This window comes from Paenibacillus thermotolerans, from assembly GCF_028745515.1.
Lineage (GTDB): Bacteria > Bacillota > Bacilli > Paenibacillales > YIM-B00363 > Paenibacillus_AE > Paenibacillus_AE thermotolerans.
Genome location: NZ_JAQZSG010000060.1, coordinates 1 through 16,422, shown reverse-complemented (window position 1 = coordinate 16,422; position 16,422 = coordinate 1). Strand labels below are relative to the sequence as shown.

Below are 16,422 nucleotides of genomic sequence, written 5' to 3'. Positions count from 1 at the left end.
CAGATCCACCATCGTGCTCTCCCCAACTTTTATGCAAGGCTAGTGTACTACGAGTTGCTATTGGGGCTTCACCGGCCGATTTGGGGCGATTTTACCGCGAATAGCAACTCCAGGTGTGGCTATTTTCTGGAGGGGTCGGTTTTGGGCTTGATAGCAACTCATAGTGTTGCTATTTTGTTGCTCCCCGCCTCCTCCGTCCACCGCACGACCGGGTTTGCACCAAAGTTTGTTGCTAACCCTGCCACTTTCCCGCCGCGCGACATCTTTTATCCGTCTCCCATACATAAACAAGAAAACCTTAAAGCCGCACGCGGCCTTAAGGTCGTAATGTTCAGTCCGGCTTATGCCGCTGCGCCAGCTCCTTCAGCACCTCGTCCAGCGGCAGCTTCTGCTCCTGCAGCAGCACGAGCATATGGAAAATCAGATCGCTCGCTTCGTAACGAAGCTCCTCCGGGCTGCGGTTTTTGGCCGCAATGATGACCTCCGCCGCTTCCTCGCCGACCTTCTTCAAAATTTTATCGATGCCCTTATCGAATAAGTACGTCGTATAAGCGCCTTCCGGCCGTTCCCGCTCCCGCTGGGCGATCGTACGCTCCAGCTTCTCGATAATGTCGAACCGGTTCTCCGCCGCATCGGCGCCGTCTCCAACCGTCACACCGCTGTAGAAGCAGGATTGCTCGCCCGTATGACACGCCGGACCCGCCGGCACGACGTCGATCAGCAGCGTATCGCCGTCGCAGTCAACCCGCAGAGATACGACCTTCTGCGTGTTGCCGGACGTCGCGCCTTTATGCCAGAGCTCGCTTCGCGAACGGCTCCAAAACACCGTCTCGCCCTTCTCCAGCGTAAGCCGCAAAGACTCCTCGTTCATGTATGCCATCATCAGCACTTCTTTGGTGTTCGCATCCTGCACGACGGCCGGAACCAATCCGCGCTCGTCCCACTTGATGCCGCCGAGAAGCTCGTCTGTTGTCATTGCTTTCACCGGACTTCAACCCCTTCGCTTCTGAGATGATCTTTAACCTCTTGGATGGACAGCTCTTTATAATGAAAAATGGTCGCCGCAAGCCCGGCATCCGCCTTACCCTCGGTGAACACATCCGTAAAATGCTTCGCGGTGCCCGCACCTCCCGACGCAATGACCGGGATGCCGACCGCTTCCGAAACGGCGCGCGTCAGCGGCAGATCGAAGCCGTCCTTCGTGCCGTCGGCGTCCATCGACGTGAGAAGCAGCTCTCCTGCGCCTAACCGCTCCGCCTCCTTCGCCCACGCAACCGCTCGAAGCCCGGTCGGGTTGCGCCCGCCGTGCGTGTAAACCTCCCACTCGCCCCACTCGCGATTGAAGCGGGCGTCAATGGCGACGACAATGCACTGGCTACCGAACTTGCGGGCTCCCTCGCTGATCAACTGGGGATTCCTCACCGCCGCCGTGTTGATGCCCGTTTTGTCAGCGCCCGCACGCAGCAGACGCTTCATGTCGTCCACGGAGGAGATGCCGCCCCCAACTGTGAACGGGATCGTAATTTCGCCGGCCGTCTGGCGGACGACTTCCACCATCGTAGCGCGTCCTTCGTGCGAAGCGGATATGTCGAGAAATACGAGCTCGTCAGCGCCCTCGCGGTCGTACAACGCCGCAAGCTCCACCGGGTCCCCGGCATCGCGCAAATTGACGAAGTTGACGCCCTTAACGACGCGTCCGTCTTTTACATCCAAGCATGGGATGATTCGTTTTGTCAGCATGGCTGCAGTCACACCAGCCTTTCCAGCGCCTGCGCCAAATCGATGGCGCCGGTGTAAAGCGCCTTGCCCGTAATGGCGCCGGCGACACCCTCGCCGCGATGCTCGGCGAGGCGCTCCAGGTCGGCGTACGTCGATACGCCGCCCGAGGCGATCACGCTGCGCCCGCAGGCGCGCGCCAGCCCCACAATGGCCTCCACGTTCGGCCCCTGCATCATCCCGTCCCGCCGAATATCGGTGAAGATGAACGTCTGTGCGCCGGCACCGGCCAGCGCCACAGCAAGCTCGTCGGCGCGCACCTCCGACGTCTCGAGCCAGCCGCGCGTAGCGACGTAACCGTCGCGCGCGTCGATGCCGATGGCGATGCCTTCGCCATGGCGCTCCAGCGCCTTCTCGACGAACGCGCGGTCTTCGATCGCCGCCGTGCCGAGAATGACGCGCTTCACGCCTAAGTCCAGCAGCCGTTCGACATCCTCGATCGTCCGCAGCCCGCCGCCGACCTGTACCGGCATGCGCACCTCCCGAACGATCGCTTCAATCGCGTCCAGGTTAACCGGACGCCCTTCCTTCGCGCCGTCGAGGTCGACGACGTGCAGCCACTGCGCGCCCGCCTGCTCGAAGCGGACCGCCATTTCCGCCGGACGGTCGCCGTAGACCGTCTCTTGATTGTAATCGCCTTGGAGAAGGCGAACGCATTTGCCGCCGCGAATATCGATCGCGGGATATATAATGAACGTACTCATCATCGCAACGATTCCCTTCCCGCCAAAATCGCCTTCGGCGCCCCGGTTAACGCCAGAAAATTACCGAGCAGCCTCATGCCGATATCTCCGCTTTTTTCCGGATGAAACTGCATGCCGTACACTTGCCCCCGGCCGACGACCGCGGACACTTCGCCGTAGTAATCGGCAGTTGCAAGCAGGTCGGCGCGTTCATCCGCAATGACGCGATACGAGTGCACGAAGTAGGCGTAGCCGTTCTCCGTGCCGGCGAGCAGCGGATGCTCACGAACCGTCTGCAGCTTGTTCCAGCCCATATGGGGCACCTTGAAATCGCCCCGAAACCGCACAACCCGCCCCGGAAGCAGGTTCAAGCCTTCATGCGTCCCGTGCTCCTCGCTTTCCGTAAACAGCAGCTGCATCCCAAGACAGATGCCGAGCAGCGGCTGGCCGGATGCGGCGTACTCCCGAACGGTCCGATCGAGCCCGGACTCGCGCATGAGCGCCATAGCGTCGCCGAAGGCGCCGACCCCGGGGAGGATCGCTCCTTCGGCGGCGAGAATCGCCTCCGGATCGGACGTGACGACCGCCTCATAGCCGAGCCGTTCGACAGCTTTGCTTACGCTGTGCAGGTTGCCCATTCCATAGTCGATGATCGCAATCATGATGTCGATTAGAGCACTCCTTTCGTCGAAGGAACTCCTTGCACGCGCGGGTCGATCGAGGTCGCCTCGTCGAGCGCCCGTCCGAGCGCCTTAAACACGGCTTCGACCATATGATGCGTATTTCGTCCGTAGTGAACGATGACGTGGAGCGTAATGCGCGATTCCAAAGCGAACTTCCACAGAAACTCATGAACGAGCTCAACCGTGAAGCTGCCGACGTTCGCCGACGGAAATTCCGCGCGGTATTCCAAATGCGGCCGTCCGCTAACGTCGATGGCGACTTGAGCGAGCGCCTCGTCCATCGGGACGAATACATTCGCGTACCGTTTAATGCCGCGCTTGTCGCCGAGCGCTTCCTTCAAAGCGTGCCCGAGGCAAATGCCGATATCCTCGACCGTATGATGGTCGTCGATGTCCACATCGCCCCGCGCGTCTACGGTCAAGTCGAATTGGCCGTGCTTCGTAAACAAATCCAGCATATGGTTCAGAAAAGGCACATCCGTCTCCAGCTTCGAGCTTCCCGTCCCGTCGACCGAGAACGACAGCTTGATGTCCGTTTCATTCGTTTTGCGCGCAATACTCGCCGAACGTTTCTGTTCGCTCATACTCCCCACGTCCTTCTATATTAAAAATTTCTATTTCACACCGATTCCGAATCCAACCTAACGCTAATCGCCCTCGCATGCCCTTCCAAGCCTTCATGCCGCGCAAGCGTCATAATCTTGTCCGCGTTCTCAAGCAGCGCCTCGCGGGAGTAAGAGATCAGGCTCGACCTCTTCAAGAACGTGTCCACGCCCAGCGGGGAGAAGAAGCGCGCCGTCCCGTTCGTCGGCAGCACGTGGTTCGGTCCCGCGAAATAATCGCCGACCGATTCGGCACTGTACGGGCCGAGGAAAATCGCGCCCGCGTTCTCGACGCGGCCGACCCATCCGAACGGTTCCGCCACCATCAGCTCCAGATGCTCGGGCGCGAGCCGATTGCTCGCGGCGAACGCCTCCTCGAGCGTATCGACGAGGAGAATCGCCCCATGCCGTTCGATCGACTCGGCGGCAATCGCTCGGCGCGGCAGCGCATCCAGCTGCCGCGCCACCTCCGCTTGCACCTTCTCAGCAAGCGTGGCCGACGGCGTTAGGAGTACGGCGGACGCCATCTCGTCGTGCTCCGCCTGCGACAGCAGGTCCGCCGCCACATACGCAGGGTTCGCCCCGTCGTCGGCGATGACGACGATTTCGCTCGGCCCCGCGATCGAGTCGATATCGACGACGCCGTACACGAGCCGCTTCGCCAGCGCGACGTAAATATTGCCCGGCCCGACGATTTTGTCGACGGCCGGAATCGTCTCCGTGCCGTAGGCGAGCGCGGCGATCGCCTGCGCGCCGCCGACGCGGTACGCTTCGGTGACGCCGGCCTCGGCCGCCGCTACAAGAATGTACGGGTCGATGCCTTCCTTCCCGCCCGTCGCCGGCGGCGTCACCATGACGATCTCCTTCACGCCCGCTACAACAGCCGGAATGATGTTCATCATAACCGACGAAGGATAAGCCGCCTTGCCGCCCGGGACGTAGACGCCGACCCGGCGCAGCGGCCGCACGACCTGGCCCAGCGTCGTTCCGTTATCCTGCATGTCGATCCACGACTGCCTGCGCTGCTTCTCGTGATAGCTGCGAATGTTGGCGGCGGCGGCACGAATCGCGTCGACGAAGGCCGGATCGACTTGATCGTATGCCGCCTTCATTTCCTCCTCCGTGATGCGGAGCGCATCTGCAGTCAGCTCCACGCGGTCGAACTCCTTCGCATACTCCAATACCGCCGCATCGCCTCTCGAGCGCACCTGCTCGATGACTGCCGTTACCGTCCGCTGCTCCACTTCATTGCCCGAATCCACTCTGCGATCCAATTGAAACTGTTCCGCCCGGATGATGCGCATCCCGCTTCCCCCTTGCCGCTTATTGCCGTCCTGTATATAAGCAACCTTTTTATCCATTATGCTGTCCTGTTCTTATACTTCAACCGAAATGACCGACTGCAGCCGGTCGCACAACGATTGAATCGCATCGTTCTTCATTCGGTAACTGACGCGGTTCGCGATGAGTCGGCTCGTAATTTGGAACATCGTCTCCATCTCCACGAGCCCGTTCTCGCGCAGCGTCGTGCCGGTTTCTACCATATCCACAATTCTGTCCGCCAAGCCGATTAACGGAGCCAGCTCGATGGAGCCGTTCAGCTTGATCACTTCCACCTGCTGCCCGCGCTCGCGGAAATATTTGCTCGCCACATTCGGATATTTCGTAGCGACCCGAGGATGCAGCGTCGGCTTCCAATCGGGCAGTCCGATAACCGACATGCGGCAGCGTGCGATTCCGAGATCGAGCAGCTCGTAGACATCCCGGTTGTCTTCCACCAGCACATCCTTGCCGACGATGCCCAAGTCCGTCACGCCGTATTCCACATACGTCGGCACATCGACCGGCTTCGCCATAATGAACTCCATATCGAGCTCGGGAATCGGAATGATCAGCTTGCGCGAATCGTCCAGATCGTCCGGCAGCGCAAGCCCCGCCTCCTGAAACAGCTTCGCCGCCTTGCGGTAAATGCGGCCTTTGGGCATCGCTATTCGCAATACGTCGCTCATCGCTGCAGCCCCCTTCCGAACGTCATAATCTCGTCGTACAAGCCGCCGTTCCATTCATGAATTCCGTCCGCTCGCACCGATACATCCTTTAGCGGTTCATGGTCTCGGTCTACCCTGCGCGTCGTCACAACCGTATCGGGCTGTGTCCGAAGCTCCCTTGACTTGCGGAGCGCTTCCTCGCGATGCTCCGCCGTATATACGATCAGCACTCGGCGCCGTCCGTCCTCTTCGCCGGCGCCGCCGGAGCTGGAGCCGGAGCTTACATACTCCAAAATCCGGTTCGTCTTCAGCGAGAAGCCCGTCGCCGGCGCCGGCCGTCCGAACCAGCCCAGCAAATTGTCGTACCGGCCCCCGTTCAATACCGGGAAGCCGAGATCGGACGCGTAGCCTTCAAATGTAAGGCCCGTATGATAGTTATAAGTCCCCGTCATCGTCAGGTCGATAATGACGTCGCTCACCGCATCGTACGCCTTCAGCACGTCCAGCACCTCGCACAGATGGCGAATGGCTTCGCGCGCCTTCTCGTTCTCCGACAAGGCGAAAGCGTGCTCGCATACCTCTTGGCCTCCGCGAAGCCGCAATATGCCCTCCAAGGCGGCACTGTGCTGTGAAGCCAGCCCCAGCCGGGAGAGCATATCGCGATAGCCGACATAGTCGCGCCTTAACAAGAAATCCTTGAGCTCCTCCTGTTCGTTCTCGAGGCCCGGCAGCGTCTCCTCGAACAGCCCGTCGATAAACCCGACGTGGCCGATCGCGACGCGGAACTTCCGGACGCCGGCCGCCTTCAGCGAGGCGATCGACAGCGCGATCACTTCGGCGTCAGCCTCCGCGCTCGAGTCGCCGACGAGCTCGACGCCCGTCTGATAAAACTCCGAGCTGCGTCCGGCCTCCTCTTCGATGGCGCGAAACACGTTCGCGTGATAAGAAAGTCTCAGCGGCAGCGGCTTTTCCCGCAGCAGCGAAGCGACAACCCGCGCAATCGGCGCCGTCATATCGGAACGCATGACCAAGGTTGTTCCCCAGCGGTCCAGCAATTTAAACAGCTTGCGGTCGTCGGTGGCGCTGGCGACGCCGACCGTATCGTAATATTCAAGCGTCGGAGTCATAATTTCGCGGTATCCCCAGCGGCTCATGCACTCCAGCACGTTTCTCTCAATCCGGCGAAGCCGCTCCACCGCTTCGGGCAAATAATCCTTGACCCCGATCGGTTTTTCAAACACTTTCGGTTTCGACACCGGTGAAGCCTCCTAGCAGCATGCTTGCCTTTCGCTTTAGCGCTGTGAAGTGCTACCTAATTAGCAAAGCAAAGCGTTTTGTTTTCGTAAATATAACACGGAATGTAGTATCGGTCAACGATGTTTCTGCCCTTACCGCAGCTTTTCCATCATCCCCCGGACTGCCTAATGTCCCTCAGCGGGTTGCCCCCGACGAATGCGCCCGGCGGCACGTCCCGATGAACAACCGAACCCGCGGCCACAACGGCGCCGTCGCCGATGACAACGCCGGGCAAAATCGTCGTATTGGCGCCGATCATCACCTCGTCGCCGATGATTACGTCCCCCAAGCGGTACTCTTTTATCAAATATTCATGAGCTAGAATCGTAGAATTATAGCCGATCACACAATTGCGCCCCACTTTAATGCGCTCCGGGAAAAACACATCCGGCATCACCATCAGCGCGAAAGCGGTATGTTCCCCTACCTGCATGCCGAGTACGCGCCGGTATATCCAACGCTTCGTGCCCAGGATCGGAGTGTATCTCGATATTTGGATAAAAATAAAATTCCGCACGGCCTTCCAAGGGCTCACCGTGCGGTAAATTTGCCATAAGGCGTTCGTTCCGTCATCCGGAACGGGATATTTCTCGAGTCTCCTGGCCAACTATTCATCCCTCGCCAAGCCGACGATCGGCAGCAGCTCCCGCAAATCGTCGATCCAGTAATTTGGTTCGTACCGCATCAGCTCTTTCTTGCTTTTCAGCGTCCAACCGACGGCAACCGAAGCGACCCCCGCTCCCCTAGCCGATAAAATATCGCCCGGACTGTCGCCGACCATCAGCGTCTCCGCCGCGTTCGCACCCATTCGTTCCAAAGCCAGCAGTACAGGCTCGGGATCGGGCTTGGCCCGCTCCACGTCGTCCAGCGTAACCAGCGTTTCCATATACTCGAACAGCCCGCACAGCTTGAGACCCATTTCGGTCGTTTTGCGGATCTTGGTCGTTACGACGCCCATGCGAATTCCCGCTTCCGACAACCGCCCAAGCACTTCCTTCACGTGCGGAAATTCGACAACGAGCTCGTCGTGATAGGCCAAGTTATACTCGCGGTATATGCGGATCATGTCCTCCGCCCCCGGATCGTCCGTTCCGGTTAAATCCCGAAACATGTCGTGAAGCTTTCCGCCCATGTAAGGAACCATTTGTTCGCGGGTGACGTCGTAGCCTAACCGCTGCCATACATGCTCGAAGGAACGAAAGATGAGCTCGTTCGTATCCAGAATCGTTCCGTCCAAGTCAAACAATACCGTGCGGATCATGCTGCCCAATCCCCTCAAAGTGGTTTTATCCGTTGTTTGTCCCTTGCGGAGTGTCTGCCGAGGCGTTACTTTCACCCGGCAGCCGGCGGGTCGATTCGATCGGATCGGAATACCGCACATCGGCATATCCCTTCACACGCCGGACAATCATCGTCACAATCATCGCTAACAATAAAATTACGGCAAGCAGCTGCGATACGCGAATGTTCCCGTATTCCATATGGCCCGCCGGCGCCAGCAGCAGCATCGGCGTCCAAAGCGCGTTAAGGAACGAAGCGAGCCAATCCGGTCCCGTAAACGCCAGCGAATCGATCCTTGTCCCTTCCACGAAAAAGCGGCCGAGCGAGTACCAGGCGATGTAGGTGAAAAAAATTTCCCCCGCCCGGACGAACGACTGACGCCGCAGTACCAGCAGAAGAATCAACCCCGCCAAGTTCCAAACCGACTCGTACAAAAATGCGGGGTGGCGATACATTCCTTCAATGTACATTTGATCTACGATGAAGTTCGGCAGGTGAAGCCCTTGCCGTAAAAATTGCTCGCTGACCGGTCCTCCGTACGCCTCTTGATTCATAAAGTTCCCCCAGCGGCCGATCATTTGGCCGACGATGAGGCTGGGCGCGCATATATCGGCAATTCTCAGGAAGTTGTATCCTCTGCGCCGGATGAAGATATACCCGGCAACAACCGCGCCGATCAACGCTCCGTAGATCGCGATGCCGCCTTCCCAAATCTTAAATATATCGATCGGGTTGTCTTTATAATCCTGCCAGCTGAAGGCGACGTAATAAATTCTTGCGCCGACAATGGCGGAAGGCACGCCGAGCAGCAGCAAATCCATGAAGAAGTCGGGAACGATGCGAAACCTTTTGCCTTCTTGGATTGCAAGCAGCAAGCCGACTAAAGCGGCCGTGCCGAGAATAATGCCGTACCAGTGTACTTCCAAGGAGCCCAGCCGAAATGCGATCGGGTTAAGAACCCAAGCAAGATTCATGTATGCCGCCCTCATTCCATATCGTCGTAATCGTGATCGATCGTTTCCGTTAACCGGTTCGTAAACTGAAGCGCAGCGTTAAAGCCCATCCGCTTCAGGCGGTAATTCATCGCCGCAACCTCGAGAATGACCGCAAGGTTCCGTCCGGGTCTAACCGGGATCGTAATGAGCGGCAAATCGGTATCGAGAATGCGCGTCAATTCCTCATCCAATCCGAGCCTGTCGTATTGTTTCTCCTGCTGCCAGTTTTCCAAGCGGGCGACGAGCGATATTTTCTTCACATTGCGGACGGCGCCTGCGCCGAACAGCGTCATGACATTAATAATTCCGAGGCCCCGTATTTCCACAAGATGCTTGATCAAATCCGGCGCATTGCCGTACAGCGTGTTATCGGCCGTCTGGCTGATTTCAACGGCGTCATCGGCTACAAGCCGATGCCCCCGCTTGATGAGCTCCAGCGCCGTTTCGCTCTTGCCGATGCCGCTCGAGCCGGTAATCAGCATGCCTACTCCGTATACGTCCACCAATACCCCATGAATCGTAGTCGAAGGCGCCAGCCGATTCTCAAGAAATCCTGTAATTCTGCTGATAAGAATCGTTGTCGCCAGTCCGCTGCGCAGGAGCGGGATATTGTGCTCCTTCGCCGCTTCCAGCAGCTCGTCCGGCACGTTCAAGTTTCTTGTAATCAGAATGCAAGGCGTCTCTTCCGTGCACAGCTTTGCCGCGCGTTCTTTGCGAAGCGGCTCCGTCAAGCTTTCGAAGAAGGTCAGCTCGGTCATGCCCATCAGCTGGACGCGCTCCTTCGGATAGTAAGTAAAGTATCCCGTAAGCTCCAATCCCGGGCGATTCAAATCAGCTACTGTGATCGGACGCTTCAGTCCGTCTTCGCCGGCCAACACCTCTAGCGAAAAATGCTGCACTAGGTCCGCGGCTTTCACTTTTTTCGGCATGTTACCTTCGTCTCCCATAACCGCTTGTCTTTTTTTCCATCGTATAGGAAACCCCTTGTGAAATCAACCTGACGGACTGCGGGAACGCAAAAAAGCGCGCAACGACGAATCGCTGCGCGCTATCTGTATTGTATTAGAGCAATACGTTCTTCTCCGTATCCTTGTCGAACACTTGAATTTTGTTCATATCGAACGCAAGCTTCACGGTCGTGTCTTCCTTCAAGCCTGCGCGGCCGTCGACACGAGCGATGATCGTATCTTTGCCGATACCTGCAAGGTACAGGAACATTTCGTGACCAAGGTTCTCAGCAACCTCGATCTTTGCGCTCACAATGCTGTTCGGGGAAGCCTCCAAGAAGATCGGCTCTTGGTGAATGTCTTCCGGACGAACGCCGAGAACGACTTCTTTGCCTACGTAGCCGCGCTCGCGAAGCGTCTTCGCTCTGCCTTCCGGCACAACGACGTTGACGTTCGGAGCCTTGAAGCGAACTTCGCCGCCTTCTTCGCTCAGGTTACCGTTGATGAAGTTCATCGCCGGGGAACCGATAAAGCCTGCTACGAACATGTTTACCGGATAGTTGTATACTTCTTCCGGCGTTGCGGCTTGCTGAATGAAGCCGTCTTTCATAACGACGATCCGGCTGCCCATCGTCATAGCTTCCGTCTGGTCGTGCGTTACGTATACGACTGTCGTTTCCAAACGCTTGTGAAGCTTGGAAATTTCAGCGCGCATCTGCACGCGGAGCTTGGCGTCAAGGTTGGAAAGCGGTTCGTCCATCAAGAATACTTGCGGTTCGCGGACAATCGCGCGGCCGAGGGCGACACGCTGACGCTGACCGCCGGAAAGAGCCTTCGGCTTACGCTCGAGCAAGTGCTCGATGTCGAGGATCTTCGCAGCTTCGCGAACGCGCTTATCGATATCGGCTTTCTTGAACTTACGAAGCTTCAAACCGAAAGCCATGTTTTGGTAAACGTTCATATGAGGATAAAGGGCGTAAGACTGGAACACCATCGCGATGTCGCGATCTTTCGGAGCAACGTCGTTCACCAGACGGTCGCCGATGAACAAGCTGCCTTCCGAAATTTCCTCAAGGCCTGCGATCATCCGAAGCGTTGTGGACTTGCCGCAACCGGACGGACCGACAAGAACAAGGAATTCCTTGTCTTTAATATCCAAGTGGAAATCGGATACGGACGGTGTATCGGAACCCGGGTATCTCTTATAAATGTGCTCTAAGCGTACTCCTGCCATTGCTTAAATCCCCCTCTACTAGTGTTAAAGAAGATACTTACATCATAACTCAGTGTCCCAATTTCGACTATGCACAAGGTTTACAAAAATCTTATTTTCTCTTTGTGACTTTATACAACATGAGTGCAAGCTTGACGAGCACGGCATCGTCGAACAGCTTTACGTCAAGGCCTGTTTCCTGTTTGAATTTATCGAGTCTGTACAGAAGCGTATTGCGGTGGATGTACAACCTTTTGGCGGTATCGCTTACGTTGCAGTTTTCTAAGAAAAAGGCCTCTAAAGTCACTACAAGCTCTGCGTCGAGCGACGTTTCCGACCGTTTGAACACGCTGTCTACAAATCGCCGTTTCGCGCCGGCCGGCGCCTTATCCAGGAGCGATTCGAGCCGCAGCTCCCAAGGCATATGTATATTGGTCGAGAACCGGTAGGCTCGCCCCAAATCGATCAATTCCTGCAGCAATACGACGGTGGAGATCAAATCCTTCGTCGGCTGAAACGGATACGTAACGGCTACGTGGCATTCGCCCATCCACTCGCTCGCGATCATTTCCTGCAAGCCCGACGCAAATTCGCTCAATGCGCTTTCGAAGCCGTCCTCGCCCCTGCCTTCCCCGAGCAAGGACACGTCGCCGAGAATGAACCACTGCTTATTATGTAAAGGAATAATCGTAACTTCAGCATCGAAGAACGATTGAAGAAGCTTGCCTAATTCGCCGTACGAGAACTGCTGCTTCTCCGAAAATTCGCCGTACAGCAAAATCGGAATTTTCATGCCGCTTAAAGAAGGCCATGCGGTAAACGATTCCGGCAGCGCAGCGTCGACGTCCCCTTCCTCAAGCCGCTCCATCATCCACGACGAAAGCAGCAGCGACTGCCGCTCTTCTTCGGAGAAGGTGGAATTGACTCTGGCCTTGCTCCTCTGGCTTTCCAGCAATAGAGCGATCAGCTTTTCCTCCGTGGCTGCAAGCGAGCCTTCAATGACGATATACCGGCCCTCCGCCGTTTCAATGACGGTGTGCTCCCTGTCGGTGTGTTCCGGGAGGCCTTTCACCAAAGCGATCCGTCTGTTCAAAATGTGCTCCAACCGCGCCCTTAGCGTCTCCCATTCCATATTCCGGCCCAACCTTCGTATCCTTCGTTTGCCATTATTGTAACACACCTCACGCGAGGATTAAGAGTAAAACAATCGACAACAAGGAAAAAACGGCCCCGATCAAATACAAGAAGGAAACCGTCTGCCTTTGACTCAAGCCCCAATGCATCAAGCTGTGGTGAGTATGAAGCTTGTCCGCGCGGTGCAATCCTTTCCCTTGAATCAGCCTGCGCGTAAATACGATGGCCGTATCGAGGATCGGTACGCCTAAAGCAAGCATCGGTACGAGTATCGATAGCGCGGTTGCGCTTTTGAACGCTCCGTCGACGGCAACGACGGCGAGCGCGTACCCGAGAAACGTCGCGCCTGCATCCCCCATGAAAATTTTAGCCGGATAAAAGTTGTACGCCAAAAAAGCCAGCGCCGCACCGGCCAGCACCGCCGCCGCCGCCGCCGATTGCGGTTGTCCCTTCAGGAGGGCGACGAGAAACAGCGTACCGGAGGAAATCGCCGCGATGCCCGCGGCCAGACCGTCGACTCCGTCGATAAAATTAAACATATTGATCAGTGCGAATATCCAAATAACCGTGAATAATTCGTTTATGCCTTCCGGAAGCATCAGCATCCCGCCGCCGAACCAGCGGCTTACTCCGGCCACTTGAATGCCGAACCATACGGGTACGAAAGAGGCGGCAATATAGAGGACGATTCTCGGCCATACGGGAAATTCTTTGCCTTTGGTCTTAAATCCGTCATCGACAAGACCTACGGCAACGAGCACGGCCCCTCCGGCAACAATTGCGCCGGTCAACGGCGTCCAGCCGATGAATAACAGCAGCGCAGCCATACATCCGGCATAAATCGCCACTCCCCCGAGCAAAGGAATCGGATGCTTATGAATTTTCCTCGCCGCCGGCCGGTCTACAAAGCCGTATTGCAGCGCCAGCGAACGCACTGCGGGCACCAAGCAATAAACCGTTCCGAGCGCAGTGATCAAGGTGATCGCATAGCGCAACCCAAGCACCTCCGTCTCAAGGTAAATTTATCGTTGCCGGAATGGGAGAGGCGCATACCGGAAATAATTTGGGTTGACAGGAGTTGGTATGCTTGCGTCTTGCTTATGGAACGGGGAATATTCGTCTGACCCTCCCCCCGTCGGTCCGACCGGACATCGTTTCGTACCGTATTCCCGAGAACCTTGCGTCAGACCCGAAAGAAATCGTAGCAAATGCGTTATCCGATCCGATTTCTTCCCCTCCGCTTAGGGATATTGCGCGCGGAAAATCGAACGCCGTCATTCTCATCAGCGATATTACGCGGCTATGCCCATCATACGTATTCCTTCCGATGCTGATTAACGAACTGAATGCAGGCGGCATTCCGGACGAAAAAATTCGCATCGTCGTCTCCTTGGGCTTGCATCGGCGTCAGACGGAGGATGAGCTTCGTTCCTTAACCGGTGACGCTTATTCGCGAGTGATGGTGGAAAACCATTCTTGCCGGCCCGAGGATTGTACCTATGTAGGCACCACTTCGTTGGGAACAAGAGTGGAAATCAATACGAGCGTCGTTCAGGCCGAGCTTCGCATTGCGACGGGCAATATCGAGCCGCATCGGCTTGTGGGCATATCGGGAGGCGCCAAGGCGTTATTTCCGGGTGTCGCATCCTCCCGAAGCATCGAGGCCAACCATTCGCTTTCCCATACCTACAAGGCGGAGCTCGGCAACAGGAACAATCCGATCCATCGCGATCTCAACGAAGCGCTGCAGTGGGTGCCGATCGATTTCTTACTGAATGTCGTCGTTACGCATAAACGGGATATCGTCGGCGCCGCTGCCGGACAGTTACAAGAAGCTCATCGGCACGGCACGGAGCTCGCGAAATCCATGTTCTTGGTTCCTGTCAGTGAAAAGTACGATGTTACGATTGCTTCGACAGGCGGATACCCCAAAGACATGCAGTTGTATCAAGCCGTCAAAACTTTGCAAAATGCCGCCTCGATCACAAAGCCCGGAGGAAGCATCGTGCTTGCCGCCAGATGCGAGGAGCTGTTCGGCAACGGCACGTTTCAGCTTTGGACGGAAACGATGGGGGACATCGCGACAACGGCCGAAGAGCTGAAGCAAAACTATGTAATCGGCGCTCACAAAATTGAACACATAGCCGCGGTTACTTCAAAGCATAATGTATATTTGTTATCGGATATGCCCGATCCGATTGTGAAGCTCCTTGGATTCAAACCGATTACAAATTTGGAGTCGGATATCGCCCATTTGGTTTCCGATATGCCGAAAATAGCCGTAATGCCTTATGGCGCCCTCACTTTCCCTGTCAAATAGCCTCTAATCGCCCATGCTCCGGTTTGACGGTCCGTGCCTTTTTTACATAAGTGTTGTACAATTTTTAAAAATTAGACAAACAGGAGAGGCGTTGTCAGTATGAACCGGTTGGAGACGATTTTAACGTATAATGAAAAATTCGTTTCGGAAAAAGGCTACGAACAATTTGTAACCGATAAATTTCCGGATAAGCAAATCGTGGTGTTAACCTGTATGGATACAAGGCTCATCGACCTGCTTCCGCGGGCTATGAACCTAAAGAACGGGGATGCGAAAATTATCCGCAATGCCGGAGCGATCGTCGTTCAGCCGTTCGGCAACATTATGCGGAGCATTCTCGTAGCGTTATACGAGCTTAACGCGGAAGAGGTATTCGTTGTCGGCCATTACGATTGCGGCATGACCGGTCTCAATGCGGACAATATTATACGGAAAGCCGAAAAACGCGGAGTTGCCCCAGGAACGATCGACACGCTTCGGCACTCGGGGATCGACTTGCCGCGATGGCTGACCGGCTTTGACGATGTTACCCAAGGCGTGCAGAAAAGTGTGGAAATTATCCGCAATCATCCGCTGCTTCCTGAAAACACGCCGGTTCACGGGCTTGTGATCGATCCGACGACGGGCCGATTGGATATGCTGGTGAACGGTTACGAGAGCTGATACAAGGATAAACGGGCTTTGCCGTCCTTTTCAGGAAGAAAGCCCGTTTACCGAACTAAAAAAGCGTTTCTTCGCCGAGGCGGAGAAACGCTTTATTTCCGTTTGTTTAAATGGTGAGCCATGAAGGACTCGAACCTTCGACACCCTGATTAAAAGTCAGGTGCTCTACCGACTGAGCTAATGGCTCGAAATGGTGGGGGATGATGGATTCGAACCACCGAACTCGTAAGAGAAGAGATTTACAGTCTCCCGCGTTTGGCCACTTCGCTAATCCCCCGAGGGAGTAAAATGGTGGCTTGGGACGGAATCGAACCGCCGACACAAGGATTTTCAGTCCTTTGCTCTACCGACTGAGCTACCAAGCCTTAATAATAAAAATGGCGGAGCCGACGGGATTCGAACCCGCGGTCTCCTGCGTGACAGGCAGGCATGTTAGGCCTCTACACCACGGCTCCGCGTTAATAATTGGTTGCGGGGGCAGGATTTGAACCTACGACCTTCGGGTTATGAGCCCGACGAGCTGCCGGACTGCTCCACCCCGCGATATTTTGAAAAAAATGGTGGACGCTGACGGGATCGAACCGCCGACCCTCTGCTTGTAAGGCAGATGCTCTCCCAGCTGAGCTAAGCGTCCATATGAAGTTGATGAAGATGGTAGCGGCGGAGGGGATCGAACCCCCGACCTCACGGGTATGAACCGTACGCTCTAGCCAGCTGAGCTACGCCGCCAAATTCAATTGTTCCTGAAGACGTTGGTGGCGGAGAGAGAGGGATTCGAACCCTCGCACCGCTTACGCAGTCTAACCCCTTAGCAGAGGGTCCCCTTGAGCCACTTGGGTAT

At 56.3% G+C, this 16,422-nt stretch carries 17 protein-coding genes and 7 tRNA genes; 2 read left to right on the top strand and 22 right to left on the bottom strand.

Features of this window, described 5'->3' with window-relative positions; genetic code table 11:
* Positions 1–331: 331 nt before the first annotated feature.
* From hisIE to PT964_RS25270, 15 genes are all read right to left on the bottom strand, one after another.
* Positions 332–976 carry a bifunctional phosphoribosyl-AMP cyclohydrolase/phosphoribosyl-ATP diphosphatase HisIE gene (hisIE, locus tag PT964_RS25340; protein ID WP_274366155.1) on the bottom strand — a complete coding sequence of 215 codons (645 nt, stop codon included), beginning with the start codon at positions 974–976 and terminating at the stop codon, positions 332–334.
* A gap of 5 nt (positions 977–981) precedes the next feature.
* The gene (gene hisF / locus PT964_RS25335) at positions 982–1,740 is read right to left on the bottom strand and encodes an imidazole glycerol phosphate synthase subunit HisF (RefSeq protein ID WP_274366152.1); all 759 of its coding nucleotides are present in this window, start codon (positions 1,738–1,740) and stop codon (positions 982–984) included.
* Between the two features lie 8 nt (positions 1,741–1,748).
* Positions 1,749–2,480 carry a 1-(5-phosphoribosyl)-5-[(5-phosphoribosylamino)methylideneamino]imidazole-4-carboxamide isomerase gene (hisA, locus tag PT964_RS25330; protein WP_274366154.1) on the bottom strand — a complete coding sequence of 244 codons (732 nt, stop codon included), beginning with the start codon at positions 2,478–2,480 and terminating at the stop codon, positions 1,749–1,751.
* A complete protein-coding gene (gene hisH / locus PT964_RS25325) occupies positions 2,480–3,121 on the bottom strand; it encodes an imidazole glycerol phosphate synthase subunit HisH (protein ID WP_274366151.1) in 642 nt (213 codons plus the stop codon). Before hisH ends, hisA begins: the two co-directional genes overlap by 1 nt.
* Before the next feature lie 8 nt (positions 3,122–3,129).
* Entirely contained in the window at positions 3,130–3,726 is a 597-nt protein-coding gene (gene hisB / locus PT964_RS25320) for an imidazoleglycerol-phosphate dehydratase HisB (protein ID WP_274366150.1), read from the bottom strand.
* Between the two features lie 35 nt (positions 3,727–3,761).
* On the bottom strand, positions 3,762–5,048 hold the full coding sequence (gene hisD, locus PT964_RS25315) for a histidinol dehydrogenase (RefSeq protein ID WP_274366153.1): 1,287 nt from the start codon (positions 5,046–5,048) through the stop codon (positions 3,762–3,764).
* A gap of 72 nt (positions 5,049–5,120) precedes the next feature.
* Positions 5,121–5,753 carry an ATP phosphoribosyltransferase gene (hisG, locus tag PT964_RS25310; RefSeq protein WP_274366149.1) on the bottom strand — a complete coding sequence of 211 codons (633 nt, stop codon included), beginning with the start codon at positions 5,751–5,753 and terminating at the stop codon, positions 5,121–5,123.
* Positions 5,750–6,988, bottom strand: a complete 1,239-nt coding sequence (locus PT964_RS25305; RefSeq protein ID WP_274366148.1) for an ATP phosphoribosyltransferase regulatory subunit — start codon at positions 6,986–6,988, stop codon at positions 5,750–5,752. The genes hisG and PT964_RS25305 overlap by 4 nt, the downstream gene beginning before the upstream one ends.
* A gap of 149 nt (positions 6,989–7,137) precedes the next feature.
* Entirely contained in the window at positions 7,138–7,635 is a 498-nt protein-coding gene (locus PT964_RS25300) for an acyltransferase (RefSeq protein ID WP_274366147.1), read from the bottom strand.
* Positions 7,636–8,289, bottom strand: a complete 654-nt coding sequence (gene ppaX / locus PT964_RS25295) for a pyrophosphatase PpaX (RefSeq protein WP_274366146.1) — start codon at positions 8,287–8,289, stop codon at positions 7,636–7,638.
* Between the two features lie 25 nt (positions 8,290–8,314).
* The gene (gene lgt, locus PT964_RS25290; RefSeq protein WP_274366145.1) at positions 8,315–9,283 is read right to left on the bottom strand and encodes a prolipoprotein diacylglyceryl transferase; all 969 of its coding nucleotides are present in this window, start codon (positions 9,281–9,283) and stop codon (positions 8,315–8,317) included.
* An 11-nt stretch (positions 9,284–9,294) separates the two neighbouring features.
* Positions 9,295–10,233, bottom strand: a complete 939-nt coding sequence (gene hprK / locus PT964_RS25285) for an HPr(Ser) kinase/phosphatase (RefSeq protein WP_274366144.1) — start codon at positions 10,231–10,233, stop codon at positions 9,295–9,297.
* A 133-nt stretch (positions 10,234–10,366) separates the two neighbouring features.
* Entirely contained in the window at positions 10,367–11,485 is a 1,119-nt protein-coding gene (locus PT964_RS25280; protein ID WP_274366143.1) for an ABC transporter ATP-binding protein, read from the bottom strand.
* 91 nt (positions 11,486–11,576) lie between these two features.
* Complete coding sequence (locus PT964_RS25275) at positions 11,577–12,596, bottom strand: PucR family transcriptional regulator (protein WP_274366142.1); 1,020 nt, start codon at positions 12,594–12,596, stop codon at positions 11,577–11,579.
* Positions 12,597–12,645: 49 nt separating this feature from the next.
* The gene (locus PT964_RS25270; protein WP_274366141.1) at positions 12,646–13,593 is read right to left on the bottom strand and encodes an MraY family glycosyltransferase; all 948 of its coding nucleotides are present in this window, start codon (positions 13,591–13,593) and stop codon (positions 12,646–12,648) included.
* Between the two features lie 92 nt (positions 13,594–13,685).
* Between PT964_RS25270 and PT964_RS25265 the strand changes: the two genes are divergently transcribed.
* Positions 13,686–14,918: a nickel-dependent lactate racemase family protein gene (locus PT964_RS25265; protein WP_274366140.1), complete on the top strand. Its 1,233-nt coding sequence runs from the start codon at positions 13,686–13,688 to the stop codon at positions 14,916–14,918.
* A 99-nt stretch (positions 14,919–15,017) separates the two neighbouring features.
* Positions 15,018–15,581 carry a beta-class carbonic anhydrase gene (locus PT964_RS25260; RefSeq protein WP_274366139.1) on the top strand — a complete coding sequence of 188 codons (564 nt, stop codon included), beginning with the start codon at positions 15,018–15,020 and terminating at the stop codon, positions 15,579–15,581.
* Positions 15,582–15,692: 111 nt separating this feature from the next.
* Here the strand turns inward: PT964_RS25260 and PT964_RS25255 are convergent.
* The 7 genes from PT964_RS25255 to PT964_RS25225 form a co-directional block, all read right to left on the bottom strand.
* A tRNA-Lys gene (locus PT964_RS25255) sits at positions 15,693–15,768 on the bottom strand.
* Between the two features lie 4 nt (positions 15,769–15,772).
* A tRNA-Tyr gene (locus PT964_RS25250) sits at positions 15,773–15,858 on the bottom strand.
* A gap of 12 nt (positions 15,859–15,870) precedes the next feature.
* Positions 15,871–15,946 (bottom strand) — tRNA-Phe (locus tag PT964_RS25245).
* A gap of 13 nt (positions 15,947–15,959) precedes the next feature.
* A tRNA-Asp gene (locus PT964_RS25240) sits at positions 15,960–16,036 on the bottom strand.
* Between the two features lie 11 nt (positions 16,037–16,047).
* Positions 16,048–16,124, bottom strand: a tRNA-Met gene (locus tag PT964_RS25235).
* Between the two features lie 15 nt (positions 16,125–16,139).
* Positions 16,140–16,215: transfer RNA gene (locus PT964_RS25230), tRNA-Val, on the bottom strand.
* An 18-nt stretch (positions 16,216–16,233) separates the two neighbouring features.
* Positions 16,234–16,310: transfer RNA gene (locus PT964_RS25225), tRNA-Met, on the bottom strand.
* Between the last annotated feature and the right edge of the window lie 112 nt (positions 16,311–16,422).

Coding starts and splice junctions, on each gene's coding strand:
- ppaX (WP_274366146.1), bottom strand. CDS start 8,289: ATGATCCGCACGGTATTGTTTGACTTGGACGGAACGATTCTGGATACG.
- hisH (WP_274366151.1), bottom strand. CDS start 3,121: ATGATTGCGATCATCGACTATGGAATGGGCAACCTGCACAGCGTAAGC.
- PT964_RS25275 (WP_274366142.1), bottom strand. CDS start 12,596: ATGGAATGGGAGACGCTAAGGGCGCGGTTGGAGCACATTTTGAACAGA.
- hprK (WP_274366144.1), bottom strand. CDS start 10,233: ATGCCGAAAAAAGTGAAAGCCGCGGACCTAGTGCAGCATTTTTCGCTA.
- hisIE (WP_274366155.1), bottom strand. CDS start 976: ATGACAACAGACGAGCTTCTCGGCGGCATCAAGTGGGACGAGCGCGGA.
- hisB (WP_274366150.1), bottom strand. CDS start 3,726: ATGAGCGAACAGAAACGTTCGGCGAGTATTGCGCGCAAAACGAATGAA.
- hisA (WP_274366154.1), bottom strand. CDS start 2,480: ATGAGTACGTTCATTATATATCCCGCGATCGATATTCGCGGCGGCAAA.
- PT964_RS25260 (WP_274366139.1), top strand. CDS start 15,018: ATGAACCGGTTGGAGACGATTTTAACGTATAATGAAAAATTCGTTTCG.
- hisF (WP_274366152.1), bottom strand. CDS start 1,740: ATGCTGACAAAACGAATCATCCCATGCTTGGATGTAAAAGACGGACGC.
- hisG (WP_274366149.1), bottom strand. CDS start 5,753: ATGAGCGACGTATTGCGAATAGCGATGCCCAAAGGCCGCATTTACCGC.
- hisD (WP_274366153.1), bottom strand. CDS start 5,048: ATGCGCATCATCCGGGCGGAACAGTTTCAATTGGATCGCAGAGTGGAT.
- PT964_RS25280 (WP_274366143.1), bottom strand. CDS start 11,485: ATGGCAGGAGTACGCTTAGAGCACATTTATAAGAGATACCCGGGTTCC.
- lgt (WP_274366145.1), bottom strand. CDS start 9,283: ATGAATCTTGCTTGGGTTCTTAACCCGATCGCATTTCGGCTGGGCTCC.